Source organism: Mesorhizobium sp. B1-1-5 (assembly GCF_006443065.1).
Taxonomy (GTDB): domain Bacteria; phylum Pseudomonadota; class Alphaproteobacteria; order Rhizobiales; family Rhizobiaceae; genus Mesorhizobium.
On sequence record NZ_VFWS01000017.1, the window covers coordinates 12,434 to 25,073 of the forward strand.

Sequence of the window (12,640 nt, forward strand, 5' to 3'; positions counted from 1 at the left end):
CATGGCGGGTCCAGGCGACAACACGCGCAACAAGCCGAAGAACGGGTCTGAAGCCGACAGCTTCAAGCGCGCGGTGACCGTGTGCATGCGCGCCGTCGCCGGCGACAAGGACCTCGAGGTCGGTTTTGCCAAGGACCGGCCGGCTTTGGCCGGCAACCGCGCGCGCCTGCCCGAACTGCCGAAGAAAGCGTCCCGCAACGACATTGCGATCACGCGCGGCCTGGGCGATTCCATGGCGCTGAAGCGCGCCTGTCACGATCAGCGCATCCACAACAGGCTGGCGCCGGAAGGCAAGCTGGCGCGTTCCATCTTCGACGCCGTCGAGCAGGCGCGCGTCGAGGCGATCGGCAGCCGCGCCATGCAGGGCGTGGCCGACAATATCGGCTCGATGCTTGAGGACAAATACGCCAAGGCGAACCTCGTCGACGTCAGGGACAAGGCGGACGCGCCGCTCGAGGAAGCGATTGCGCTGATGGTGCGCGAGAAGCTCACCGGACGTTCCGTGCCGAAGAGCGGCGAGCGGCTGGTCGATCTCTGGCGTCCCTGGATCGAGGAAAAGGCGAGCAGCGACCTGGACGGCCTGTCGGCCAAGCTCGAGGACCAGCAGGCCTTTGCCCGCGTCGTGCGCGACATGCTGGTTTCCATGGAGATGGCCGAGCAACTCGGCGACGACCAGGAAACCGACGACTCGGAGGAAAACGAAGAGAACGAGCAGCAGGGCGAGGAACAGAGCGAGGAAGGCGGCGAGGAGGATTCAGGCTCCGAGCAGTCGCAATCGGAAGATGCCGAAGCCTCCGCCGACGACGAAGAGTCGGCCGAGACCGAAGCGACCGACGCCACCTCCGACGACCTGTCAGATGAGGACGACGCCGACGCCGAGTCGCCGGGCGAGGCCAAGCGCAACGACAATCCGTTCCTGAACCTGCCGAAAGAGATCGATTACAAGGTCTTCACCACCGCCTTCGACGAGACGGTAGGCGCCGAGGAGCTGTGCGAGGAAGAGGAGCTCGACCGGCTGCGCGCCTTCCTCGACAAGCAGCTCGCCAACCTTTCCGGCGTCGTCGGGCGGCTCGCCAACCGGCTGCAGCGCCGGCTGATGGCGCAGCAGAACCGCTCCTGGGATTTCGACCTGGAGGAAGGCTATCTCGATCCGGCCCGCCTGGTGCGCGTCGTCATCGACCCGATGCAGCCGCTGTCCTTCAAGCAGGAGCGCGACACCAAGTTCCGCGACACGGTGGTGTCGCTGGTGCTCGACAATTCGGGCTCCATGCGCGGCCGGCCGATCACCGTCGCCGCGACCTGCGCCGACATTCTGGCGCGCACACTGGAGCGCTGCGGCGTATCGGTCGAGATACTCGGCTTCACCACGCGGGCGTGGAAAGGCGGGCAGGCGCGCGAGAAATGGCTGAAGGACGGCAAGCCGCCTAACCCCGGCCGGCTCAACGACCTGCGCCACATCATCTATAAATCAGCCGACCATCCATGGCGGCGCGCGCGCCGCAATCTCGGGCTGATGATGCGCGAGGGCCTGCTCAAGGAAAACATCGACGGCGAGGCGTTGCTATGGGCGCATAACCGCCTGATCGGCCGGCCCGAGCAGCGCAAGATCCTGATGATGATCTCGGATGGCGCGCCGGTCGACGATTCCACGCTGTCGGTCAATCCGGGCAACTATCTGGAACGGCATCTGCGGGCGGTCATCGAGCTGATCGAGACGCGCTCGCCGGTCGAGCTGCTGGCGATCGGCATCGGCCACGACGTCACGCGCTATTATCGCCGCGCCGTCACGATCGTCGATGCCGAGGAACTCGCCGGCGCCATGACCGAGCAGCTCGCCTCGCTGTTCGGCGAGGAGAGCGCGCGCGACACGCGGCGCGGCGGATTGCGACGCGCCGGATGATCCTTTCGGGGCGGTGTGCGCGGCGGACGCTTTTCGCCTGCGTGCTGGCCTGCGCATCGCCGGCAATTGCCGCTCCGGGAACTCCCGTCGAAACGGCCGAGATTTCGGCGCGGCCGATCGGGCAGTTCCATATCGGCCGCGACGAGACGCGGTTCGGGCCGCTCGAATTCGTCGGCGGACTGGAGATGACCTCGCCGGCGCGCGATTTCGGCGCGCTGTCGGCCTTTCGCTTTCTGAAGCCGGGCAGCGATTTCATCGGCGTCGCCGACACCGGCTTCTGGTTCTTCGGCACGATCACGCATGACGCCGACCGACGTCCGTCGGGCGTTTCGAACTTCCGCATGCAGCAGATGGTCGACGCTTCGGGCCGGCCGATCGACCGGAAATGGGAGGTCGACGCTGAGGGGCTCGCGGTCAGGGACGGTATCGCCACCGTCGGCTTTGAGCGCGACCAGCGCGTCGCCCAGTTCAAGATCGATCCCGACAATATGAAAGCCCCGGTCAGGCAGCTCGACTATCAGGTCCCCGCCGAGGAGCTGCGCCAGAACCGCGGTTTCGAGACCGTCACCCATGCCAACGCTTATGGGCAGCACGCGGGCGGCCTGATCGTGGTCTCGGAGAGGAGCCTCGACGAAGCTGGCAACGTCTATGCCGCCATCATCGAGGGGCCGCATAAGGGCGTCTTCACCGTCAGACGCGACGGCGATTTCGACGTAACCGACGGCGCCTTCCTGCCGGACGGCGATCTGCTGCTGCTGGAGCGCAGTTTTTCGATCGCGCGCGGGGTGAAGATGCGGCTGCGGCGCATCTATGGCGAAAGCGTCGAGAAGGGCGCGGTCGCCGACGGGCCGGTGCTGATGGAGGCCGATATGGGCTACCAGATCGACAATATGGAAGGGCTCGACGTCTGGACCCGCGACGACGGCGCGCTGATGGTGTCGCTGATATCCGACGACAACCATTCGATCCTGCAGCGCAACCTCTACCTGGAATTCATCCTGCACCAGGATTGACGACGGCTGGCCGGCATGGATTCAGCCGTGCCGACGGCGGGCGCCGAGAGATTACCGGCCGACGTGGCGGACTTCGTTCATCACGAAATTGGCCGCGCGCTTGCTCCGGTTGCGGATCTTGAGCGTCGCGGTGTTGTCCACGAAATAGGTGTGAAGGATGCTGTCGCGGGTGCGGACTTCCGGTCCGACGGTGTCGACCGCGTGCCAGGTGTCGGTGCCGACCGCAAAGGCGTAGCCGGTGTTCGGCGAAAACGACATCCGGTGCGAATTCTCGAAACGCCCGTCCGGCATGCGCTCGGCGAAGCGGGTGCCGATATGGTTGATCGAGTCGTCCTCCGGCAGGTAGAACTGGACCGTGATGCCTTTCCATTTCGTGTCGGTGTGGAAGCCGATCTTGTAGCCCGCCACGTCGCGCGTCAGCATCGGCACCGGATACATGCCGACCTTCATGAAGTCCGAGCCGAACCGGCGCTCCAAGCCCGGGGCAAGGCGGCGCATGAATGCGTCCTTCAGCTGCGGCGCATGCAATGCCTTGCCAACCAGGGACCAAATCGCCCGCTTCTCCTGCGGCAGATGGCGGATGTATTCGGGGTAGAGGTCGATCTTGATGCGCGTCGGGGTGCCGTCGGCCTTGATATTCACATTGTTGCGCCCCTTGAGCGCACGATATTCGCGCGCCTCCGGCATGGCGGCGCGCATGCGCTGATAAAGGTCCGCCGGGAAAACATCGGTCATTTCCAGATGCCAGAAAGGCTTTTCCACAAAGGCGGCGCGGTTCACGGCGTCCACCATGTGGGAGATAACATGCTGCAGCGTGGCTGATGCTGGCGCCGCCGCGCCCTCTATGGCCGACATGGATGTCTTCTCCCCAAGCTAAAACCCCGAATTCAAATTTCTTGAATACATATATCGCCGCCCGAGCGAAATGCTAACCAAAGCACAGGCTGGACTGCAACGATTCACGGACTGATTTCGATAGCGGTTTTCTAAATCACGCAGTGAAATTGCATCAGCGCAAAGCAGCTGTGTTGCGAGGGGCGCTGTCGACGATGCTGATATGGCCGCGGGCCGATATTCAACGGACCTTGTAGATCTCGATCGGCTTTCCGGCGGTAGACTGGTCCAGTTCGAGCCATTCCGGCAGGTCGCCCCGCAGCAACGCCGCGACAAAACCCTTCGGCGCGTCCAGAGCCAGCGATATCTCTTCCGTGTTGCCGCGGCAGATCGCGACTAGCCCGACATGCTCGCGTTCGATGACGGCGCGGGCGGCGTCCGGCGTCCCCATGAACGCGTCGAGCATGGCGAGATTGCCGCCGACATTGCGGTGGTAAGGGCCGGCCAGCGCCCGGTGGCCGGTGAACGTCAATATTCCTGAGCCGAGATTGGACGAGGCAAGCACCGTCGTCGCCGGCATCGCGGCAAGATCGTGGAAGTCGCCCGGCTTGCCGCAGGTCACGGCATGGTCGGGATCGGAACTAACCCGCTGCGGCGCCTGCTGGACCACGGACTGCGCCGCCACCGCGACCCCGGCCCAGGTCGCGTTGAGCGAGACCAGCCACGCCATGACGATGCCGGTGGAAAGGCGCCATGAGGGCGCGGCGTCCGCCCGCAGGCGGGTTCTCGCGATCCAGGCCGAAAGCGGCAGCACGGCGAAGGCGACGGAGAAGGTCGAGCCGCGCACCTGCCAGAGGCTGACGCCGAAGGCGACGACGAGCAGGATGGCGCCGAGCATCTCGGCGCGGCGCAGCCGGGTTCGGAGCTGAAAGCCGACCAGCAGGATCGCGATGAAGGGCGTCACATAGCGCGCCGCCATCAGCTTCGGCTGGTGGATGGCGACGCTCCAGAAGGGCTGCGCTTCGACCACGTCGGCCAGCCAATAGGTGCGGATACGTTCGTCCATGCCCGCATAGGGCGATGCCAGGCATTGCGGGAAGAACACGATCACAACGACCGCGACCACCGCCATCAGCGCCAGCATCGAAACCAGCCGCGCCCGGCGGCTGGATGCGGCAAAGGTACTGGCGATCACGAGGCCGAAGCCGGATAATGCGGCAACGGCGAACTGGAAAGAGGAGAAGGCGTCGCATTGGGCCACGCCCCAGTCGGCCGGCCGGATGGTCGCCACGAAGACCAAGGAGGCGATGCCGGCAAATCCGAGGCCGAAGCCTCGCGCCGTTACGCGCTCCTCCTCGTCGAGGATGAACAGGACCGCGGCGCAGATGCCGAGCACCGCCACATAAGGAGCGGTCTCCATGCCGATGGCGAGCGTCAGGCCGGCGCAAATGCCCGACAGAAGAGCCGCAGGGCGCCAGGAGCGAGCTTCCATCAGGAGCCAGAGGCCGGCCGCCGTCAGCAACAGCTGGACATTGTGGTGATCGATCACGCCCGGGCTGTAGATTACCAGATAGAACAGCGCCGCCGTCGACAGAATGACCGCCGGCATCGCGACATTCGCGGCGGCGAAGCGCTGCGAGGCGCGCATGAGCACGAATATGGTCAGACCGTAGAGCAAGGTCGGCCAGATGATCTGCGCGGCGCGTTCGGCGGTGGCAGGGCCGGTACCCAGCGCATCGAAGGCCATGATGATCAGCGCGAGCGGCGTATCGACAAGCCGCGACCAATGCATGACGAAGCCGCCCGAGGTTCCCATCCTGTATTGGTGGAGATCGAACCAGCTTTGGCCGCCGAGCAGGTCGCGAACCTCGACCAGCCGCAGCATGCTGTCATTGTCGGCGCCGTAGTCGCCAAGGGTCGGAAAACCGGAAACGGCGTTGATCGTCAGCACCACCAGCGTGGCGCACAGCGCAAGCAGAAGGTCGTTTTTCCAACCGGTGCCTGGCATGGTCATGCTGGTCGCGATGCCCTGGAGAATTTTCGCGATCCTGCACGATCGGGCGTAACAAAGCGTAAAGCCGCCGTAGCTGAAGGATCAGGCCTGGTTGGCTGCGATCCAGATCACAGCCCCTTGGCTGCGATCCAGATGACGTGGCGGGCGCCGCGTTTGCCGTTGGCCCGGATGTTGATCTCCTCGACCGCGAAGCCGGCCTGTTTCAGCCGCCGGGTGAAACCGCCGTCCGGTCCCTGCGACCAGACCGCCAGCACGCCGCCGGGCTTCAACGCGGCGCGCGCGGCCGCAAGGCCGGCGGCGCCATAGAGCGCATCATTGCCCTTGTGGACGATGCCTTCGGGACCATTGTCCACATCGAGCAGGATCGCGTCCCAGGCGGCTTTGTCCGCCCCTATCACCTGGCCGACATCGGCTTCGCGAATGGCGACGCGGGGATCGTCGAGGCAGCCACCGAAGATTTCCGCCATGGGGCCGCGTGCCCAGGCGACGACCGCGGGGACGAGTTCGGCAACGGTGACGGCAGCATCGCCATTGAGCGCGGCGAGGGCGGCGCGCAAGGTGAAGCCCATGCCGAGCCCGCCGATGAGGATGCTTGGCCGCTTGCGTCCGGCGATACGCTGACAGGAAAGCCTGGCCAACGCTTCCTCGGAGCCGCTGAGGCGGCTGTTCATCAGCTCGTTGGTGCCGAGCATGATCGAGAATTCAGCGCCGCGCCGCTTCAGGCGCAGCTCCTGGCCGCCATCGGGCGTGCGGGCGGAGTCAAGCTGAACCCAGGGGATCACGGCCTGATTCCGCTTGCCGGGTTCATGGCCTAGAAAGCGACTGCCGGCTGGCTCCAGCGGGCAGCGAGCAGCCGGTAGGGGATCAGCGCCACCACGGCGATGATCAGCTTCACCGAAAGGTCGCCGAGCGCCCAGGAGACCCAGCGCATCGTCTCGACCGGCAGCACGCCCACCAGCGGCGCGGTCTCCAGCGCGAAGCTGTCGTTGGGACCGGCAAAGGCGAAGGCGGCGGAGAAGGCGACGCCGAAGAAAACGACGGTGTCGAAGATGGAGCCGACCAGCGTGCCGACGATCGGCGCGCGCCACCAGCTCTGCCGGCGCAGCCGGTTAAAGACGGCAACGTCGAGCAATTGCGCGGCGAGGAAGGCAGCTCCCGAGGCGGCTGCGATGCGCACCAGCCGGTCGGCGGCGGTCTCGAACTCGATCAGCCCATGACGGAACAGGAAGGGCGGGATCAGGATCGAGCAGGTCACCGCCGTCATGAATCCGACGAACACCACCTTGCGCGCCACGGCCGGGCCATAGCGGCGATTGGCGAGGTCGGTGACCAGGAATGAGAAAGGATAGGTGAAGGCGCCCCAGGTCAGCAGGTCCGCCAGCGACAAGCCGCCGACTTGGCCCTGCATCGGGAACTGCACGAGGATGTTCGACGCCACGACGACAAACGCCATGGCGGCCACGAAGGGCAAATATCGCGTCAGGAAATACATTTTTTTATCCTGGGTAATGGAACCAGCCGAGCGTCATGCCGACGCTCGCTCCTGTTTCGAGCACCGGTCTGGCCGGGCTCGAGGCGGTCGTCCCCCGCCTGAAAGCTGCTGCTTTAAGCGGCCGACTGCTCGGCCAGCTTCTTGGCGATCTGCTTCTTGAGCAGACGGGCGCGCTGCGACAATTCCTTGACGTCGGCCTTGGCCAGGAAAGCGTCGAGGCCGCCGCGGTGCTCGACCGAACGCAGCGCGTTGGCCGAAATGCGCAGGCGAACATTCTGGTTCAGCGCTTCGGAAATCAGCGTCACATTGACCAGGTTCGGCAGGAAGCGACGCTTGGTCTTGTTGTTGGCGTGGCTCACATTATTGCCGGTCTGGACTGCCTTGGCAGTGAGTTCGCAGGTGCGGGACATCTTGTCTAACCTCAGTTCTAAGCCTGCCAAACCATTCTGCCCGCGCCGGGCGGCGCGCGGTCTCGGTCAGGCGGCCTTTGGAAAAGTTGGCGTTCCATAGTGGCATTTCACCACTGCGTCAAGCTCCGGCACGCGCCCCGTTGTCAGGCACGCTCCATATAAAGGCCGGATTTCACAGTATAAGCCCATCGCGAAGGGAAATGCCAGGCTGGAGCCTCTGCGTTCCGGCCGAACCGCCAGGGATCAGTCAGCCGCCATGCTCCGTCCTTCCCATGCATTCGCCGCCCTGCTTTCCGTTGCCGTGCCGGCACCGAGCTTCGCCGCCGCGCCTCAGTCCTTCAGGGGCGAGTATACGGTGTCCTTTCTCGGCCTTTCGATCGCCAGGGCGACTTTCTCCAGCCGATACCAAGGCGACAGCTATGCCATCGACGGCACCGTCTCGGCCGCCGGCCTCGGCAAGTTGTTCGACGACACGAAAGGCACGATTTCCTCGAAAGGCACCATTTCCGGCAAGCAGATGCAGCCGCATGCATTCCGGGCAGACTATACGTCCGGCAAGAATGCCTCGATGGTCGACATCCGCTTCAACAACGGCGCCGTCACCTCCACGCAAGTCGTTCCCGCGCCAAAGAAGCGCGATCCGAAGAGCTGGGTGCCGCTCGGCGATAGCGACCTGAAATCGGTGCTCGATCCGATGGCCGCGACCGTCATCCATGCCGACAGCCTGGACAAGGTCTGCGGACGCACGGTCAAGTTCTATGATGGCGAGATGCGCGCCGACCTGACCTTGACCTATGCCTCCAAGGGTTCGATCTCGGTGCCGGGCTACAAGGGCGACACGGTGACCTGCAAAATGGGCTTCGAGCCGGTGGCGGGCTATCGCAAGGGCCGCAAGGCTTTGAATTTCCTGAAGAACAGGAGCCGCATGCTGGTGACGTTTGCACCGCTCGGCCAATCCGGCATATATGCGCCGATCCGCGCCACGGTCGGGACCCAGATCGGTCCGCTGACCATCAGCGCGAGACGGTTCGAGGCGGTAAATTAGGACAGGCGCCACCGCGCGCCGGCGGGGGAAACATGGGGCGCGCAACACTGATCGGGTTTTCGGCGGTCGCCATGTGGGCGCTGCTGGCGCTGCTCACCAGCGCTTCCGGACAGGTGCCACCCTTCCTGTTATCGGCCATCACCTTCGCCATCGGCACCTGCGTCGGCCTTGCGGCGCGGCTGGTGATGCCGGCTCCCGACCGGAGCCGGAAGATCCCGCCGCAGGTCTGGGTGATCGGCATTGCCGGGCTGTTCGGCTATCATTTCTTCTACTTCACGGCGCTGCGCAATGCGCCGGCGGTCGAGGCGAGCCTGATCGCCTATCTGTGGCCGCTGCTGATCGTGCTCGGCTCGGCGCTGATGCCGGGTGAGCGGCTTGCCTGGAACCATGTCGTCGGCGCGCTGCTCGGCCTTGCCGGCACCTTCCTGATCGTCACCAAGGGCGGCGGGCTGACCTTCGACGCGCGCTACGCCTTCGGCTATGCTATGGCGGCCGTCTGCGCGCTGTTATGGTCGTCCTATTCGCTCTTGTCACGGCGCTTTCCGTCGGTGCCGACCTCGATCGTCACCTGGTTCTGCGCCGCGACGTCGGTGCTGTCGCTGGCCTGCCATCTGCTGCTTGAGAAGACGGTGCTGCCGGACAGCCTTGGACAATGGCTGGCCGTCATCGGGCTCGGCCTGATGCCGGTGGGCGCGGCCTTCTATGCCTGGGATATCGGCGTCAAGCGCGGCAACATCCAGGTGCTGGGCGCCGCGAGCTACGCTGCGCCGCTTCTGTCGACGCTGGTGCTGATCGCCGCTGGCGTCGCCGAGCCGTCACTGCGCATCCTCGCGGCCTGCGTGCTCATCACCGGAGGCGCCGCGCTCGCGGCGAAGTCGCTGCTGATGCGCAAGCCGGCGGCCAAGGAGGTCAACGCATGATGCCGTTTTCCGGCGGCATCGAGGCCAACGCCAACGCGACGCTTTTGTTCTCGTTCGTCGCGGCCGTGATCTACGCCTTTGCGCTCGACATGCCGCCGAAATGGACGCGCACGGCGGCAAAGACGCTTGCCGTGGCTTTGCTGGCCGTGCTTGCCGCCATGCAGGGCGGTCCGCTGCTGCTGGTCGCGGCGCTGGCACTCAGCGCCGTCGGCGACGCCTTCTTGTCGCGCGACGGCGAAAAGGCCTTTCTCGGCGGGCTGGCGAGCTTTCTCGCCGGTCATATCGCCTATGTCGCGCTGTTTTCGCAGGCAGGCGGCGGGCTCGGCCTGTTGAGGGCCGAATCCTGGCGCGGCGCGATCGCCTTGACCATGGCCGCATTCAGCATCGTCATGCTTGCCGCGCTCTGGCGCCGCGTCGGCCCCCAACTGCGCGCGCCGGTTGCCGTCTATGTCGCGGCGATCCTCGCCATGGGCATTTCGGCGCTCACCACGGACTATCCCTGGGTGATTGCCGGCGCGGTGCTGTTCATCGCCTCGGACGGGCTGCTGGCGGCCGAGCGCTTCCTGGTCGCGGCGATCTCGCCGCAGCGCCTGTGGATGCGCCACGCGGTCTGGGTGCTTTACTACGCCGCCCAACTGGCGATCACGCTGGGAATTCTACTCGCCTAGTGCGTTTCACCGTTTCACGGAAACGACGAAACGCCCTATCTCCTTGTTTTTTACGCGGAAGGAAAACCGCTCACACTTTTCCTGGAATTGCTCTAGACCGGCTGCCAGCCCGGCTCGGCCAGCTCGAAAGCGGCGAAATCGAAGCCTGGCGCCACGGTGCAGCCGACCAGCGTCCATTCGCCGAGGCTGCGCGCCGACTGCCACCAGCCGGCCGGCACGACGATCTGCGGCCGCTCGCCGGCGGCAAGGGCCGCGCCAAGCACCTGCTCGATGACGGCGCCTGCGCCTTCCTCATGCATCGACAGCGCCAGCGGCGCTCCGGCATAAAAATGCCAGACCTCGGCCGCGTCCTTCACCCGGTGCCAGGCCGAAAGCTGGCCGTGCTCGAGCAGGAAGTAGATCGCGGTCGAATGACCGCGCGGGCCGCCCGCGGCGTCGCGAAAGGTCTCGGCGTACCAGCCGCCCTCGGGATGCGGCTTGAGGCCTAGCGTTGCGATGATCTCGGCGGCGCTGGTCATTGGCGGTCTTTGCTGCGACGAACTCGAGCCTTTTGGTCGACATGCGGTGGAACTAAAAATTGTCCTTGCGCTTGCGGATCTCGGCAAACACCTCGGCGTCCGAGGCTTTCTCCATGCCGAGATGCTTGCGGATCGCCGGGTCGTGCCAGCGCAGGAGCGGGTTGGTCGACAATTCCTCGCCGATGGTCGTCGGCAATGTCGGCTTGTTGTCGGCGCGCAGCGCTTCGACCCTCGCCGCGCGCTGCTTCAGCGCCGGGTTGCTCGGGTCGACAGTCACCGCGAAACGGGCATTGGCCAAGGTGTATTCATGGCCGCAATAGATGGCGGTTTGCGCCGGCAGCGCCGCTAGCTTCTTCAGCGATTCATACATGACCGGCGGCTTGCATTCGAACAGGCGGCCGCAACCCAGCGCAAACAGCGTATCGGCGGTGAAGGCCACTTTCGAAGCCGGCAGATAGTAGGAGACGTGGCCGGCGGTATGGCCGGGCGTCTCGATGACCTCGATGCGTTCCTCGCCAAGGAGCACGACCGACCCCTGGCTGACCGTCTCGTCGATGCCGGGGATCTTCGCCTTCTCGGCTTCCGGGCCGACGATGTGCAATTTGAAGCGTTCCTTCAGCGCCAGATTGGCTTCGACATGGTCGGCATGGTGGTGCGTGGTGAGGATCAATGTCGGCGTCCACCCGGTGCGCTTGATCGCCGCCAGGATCGGCGCTTCTTCCGGAGCGTCGATGATTGCCGTCTCGCCGCTTTTCGGATCATGGATCAGCACGCCGAAATTGTCGGTGCGGCACATGAACTGCTCGATTTCGACCGGCATCGCATGTCTCCCTTTGTCGTCGCAGACATAGGGCGGCCGGCCGCCGATGTCATCCGGGTTTGTTGAACTCGGCGCCTCTGTTGAACTTTCCGCCTTTGTTGAACTTGGGCCCCTTCACAGCTACCGTCGCGCGCATGCATTCGGATATCGTCGACCTGCGTTCCTTCTATTCGACCACGCTCGGGCGCCTGGCCGAGCATTCGATCACCATGGCGCTGTCGACCGTATGGGCGACCGTTCCCAATGAGCGGCTGGTCGGCCTCGGCTATGCGCTGCCATGGCTGGAACGCTTCGGCACCGATGCCGAGCGCGTCTTCGCCTTCATGCCGGCAACGCAAGGCGCGGTGGTGTGGCCAGTGTCGGGGCCGACGGCGACGGCGCTGGTCTTCGACGAGGAGCTGCCGCTGGTCGATTCCTGCATCGACCGCGTGCTGCTGGTGCATTCGCTCGAACATGCCGAAAATCCGCGCGAGACGCTGAACGAGATCTGGCGGGTGCTGTCGCCGGCCGGGCGCGTGGTCATCGTCGTGCCCAACCGGCGCGGCGTCTGGGCGCGGTTCGAGCACACGCCCTTCGGCAATGGCCGGCCGTTCTCGCGCGGCCAGTTGACCGAGCTGCTGCGCGAGGCGAATTTCACCCCGGCGACATGGAGCGATGCGCTGTTCTTCCCGCCGTCGCCGCGGCGTTTCATGATGCGCTTCCACAATGTGCTGGAGAAGGCCGGCCGGCGGTTCTGGCCGATCTTTTCCGGCGTCATCGTCGTCGAGGCGCAGAAGCGGCTCTATCAGGGTGTGCCGGTCGCGCAGCGTGCCTCTCGCCGCGTCTTCGTGCCGGTCTTCTCGCCGCAGGGCGCAACGCGGCTTGGCCGGCGTGCGGCTGACGCCGCGCCTGGCCAAGTGACGCGTTCGTGATCGCCGCGCCTTGCATCGCGCGGCAATCGTCACCCTATCTGAGGCATGCCCGATCTAAGGCATGCTCGCTCGGCGCGGTGTTCATGACCGCAGCG

The 12,640-nt window shown here is 65.2% G+C and carries 13 protein-coding genes; 6 read left to right on the forward strand and 7 right to left on the reverse strand.

The features are described 5' to 3' along the window. The first annotated feature begins 1 nt into the window (after position 1). Both cobT and FJ980_RS08935 read left to right on the forward strand, forming a co-directional pair. Positions 2 to 1,900, forward strand: coding sequence for a cobaltochelatase subunit CobT (gene cobT / locus FJ980_RS08930; protein WP_140542549.1), 1,899 nt, complete (start codon positions 2 to 4; stop codon positions 1,898 to 1,900). Further along, positions 1,897 to 2,913 carry an esterase-like activity of phytase family protein gene (locus tag FJ980_RS08935; protein WP_140542550.1) on the forward strand — a complete coding sequence of 339 codons (1,017 nt, stop codon included), beginning with the start codon at positions 1,897 to 1,899 and terminating at the stop codon, positions 2,911 to 2,913. Before cobT ends, FJ980_RS08935 begins: the two co-directional genes overlap by 4 nt. A gap of 51 nt (positions 2,914 to 2,964) precedes the next feature. On the opposite strand, the gene FJ980_RS08940 is transcribed toward FJ980_RS08935, so the two are convergent. The 5 genes from FJ980_RS08940 to rpmB form a co-directional block, all read right to left on the reverse strand. After that, a complete protein-coding gene (locus FJ980_RS08940) occupies positions 2,965 to 3,768 on the reverse strand; it encodes a hypothetical protein (RefSeq protein ID WP_140542551.1) in 804 nt (267 codons plus the stop codon). 220 nt (positions 3,769 to 3,988) lie between these two features. Then, positions 3,989 to 5,761: a GtrA family protein gene (locus FJ980_RS08945; RefSeq protein ID WP_140542552.1), complete on the reverse strand. Its 1,773-nt coding sequence runs from the start codon at positions 5,759 to 5,761 to the stop codon at positions 3,989 to 3,991. Between the two features lie 107 nt (positions 5,762 to 5,868). Beyond that, positions 5,869 to 6,543, reverse strand: a complete 675-nt coding sequence (locus FJ980_RS08950; protein ID WP_140542553.1) for a hypothetical protein — start codon at positions 6,541 to 6,543, stop codon at positions 5,869 to 5,871. 29 nt (positions 6,544 to 6,572) lie between these two features. Continuing rightward, positions 6,573 to 7,253 (reverse strand): queuosine precursor transporter, encoded by a 681-nt coding sequence (locus tag FJ980_RS08955; protein ID WP_140542554.1) that lies wholly within the window; start codon positions 7,251 to 7,253, stop codon positions 6,573 to 6,575. A gap of 113 nt (positions 7,254 to 7,366) precedes the next feature. Beyond that, entirely contained in the window at positions 7,367 to 7,663 is a 297-nt protein-coding gene (gene rpmB, locus FJ980_RS08960; RefSeq protein ID WP_095767449.1) for a 50S ribosomal protein L28, read from the reverse strand. A 256-nt stretch (positions 7,664 to 7,919) separates the two neighbouring features. Here rpmB and FJ980_RS08965 point away from each other — a divergent pair, with 256 nt between their 5' ends. The 3 genes from FJ980_RS08965 to FJ980_RS08975 are packed head-to-tail and all read left to right on the forward strand — an operon-like array spanning position 7,920 to position 10,296. Further along, positions 7,920 to 8,708: a DUF3108 domain-containing protein gene (locus tag FJ980_RS08965; RefSeq protein ID WP_140542555.1), complete on the forward strand. Its 789-nt coding sequence runs from the start codon at positions 7,920 to 7,922 to the stop codon at positions 8,706 to 8,708. A 32-nt stretch (positions 8,709 to 8,740) separates the two neighbouring features. Beyond that, positions 8,741 to 9,628 carry an EamA family transporter gene (locus FJ980_RS08970; RefSeq protein ID WP_140542556.1) on the forward strand — a complete coding sequence of 296 codons (888 nt, stop codon included), beginning with the start codon at positions 8,741 to 8,743 and terminating at the stop codon, positions 9,626 to 9,628. Beyond that, on the forward strand, positions 9,625 to 10,296 hold the full coding sequence (locus FJ980_RS08975) for a lysoplasmalogenase family protein (protein WP_140542557.1): 672 nt from the start codon (positions 9,625 to 9,627) through the stop codon (positions 10,294 to 10,296). The genes FJ980_RS08970 and FJ980_RS08975 overlap by 4 nt, the downstream gene beginning before the upstream one ends. A gap of 92 nt (positions 10,297 to 10,388) precedes the next feature. Here FJ980_RS08975 and FJ980_RS08980 read toward each other — a convergent pair whose 3' ends face one another. Continuing rightward, positions 10,389 to 10,814, reverse strand: coding sequence for a cupin domain-containing protein (locus FJ980_RS08980; protein ID WP_140542558.1), 426 nt, complete (start codon positions 10,812 to 10,814; stop codon positions 10,389 to 10,391). A 52-nt stretch (positions 10,815 to 10,866) separates the two neighbouring features. Beyond that, positions 10,867 to 11,634 (reverse strand): hydroxyacylglutathione hydrolase, encoded by a 768-nt coding sequence (gloB, locus tag FJ980_RS08985; RefSeq protein WP_140542559.1) that lies wholly within the window; start codon positions 11,632 to 11,634, stop codon positions 10,867 to 10,869. A 134-nt stretch (positions 11,635 to 11,768) separates the two neighbouring features. Here gloB and FJ980_RS08990 point away from each other — a divergent pair, with 134 nt between their 5' ends. After that, positions 11,769 to 12,545: a methyltransferase domain-containing protein gene (locus FJ980_RS08990; RefSeq protein ID WP_140542560.1), complete on the forward strand. Its 777-nt coding sequence runs from the start codon at positions 11,769 to 11,771 to the stop codon at positions 12,543 to 12,545. The last annotated feature ends 95 nt before the right edge of the window (positions 12,546 to 12,640 follow it).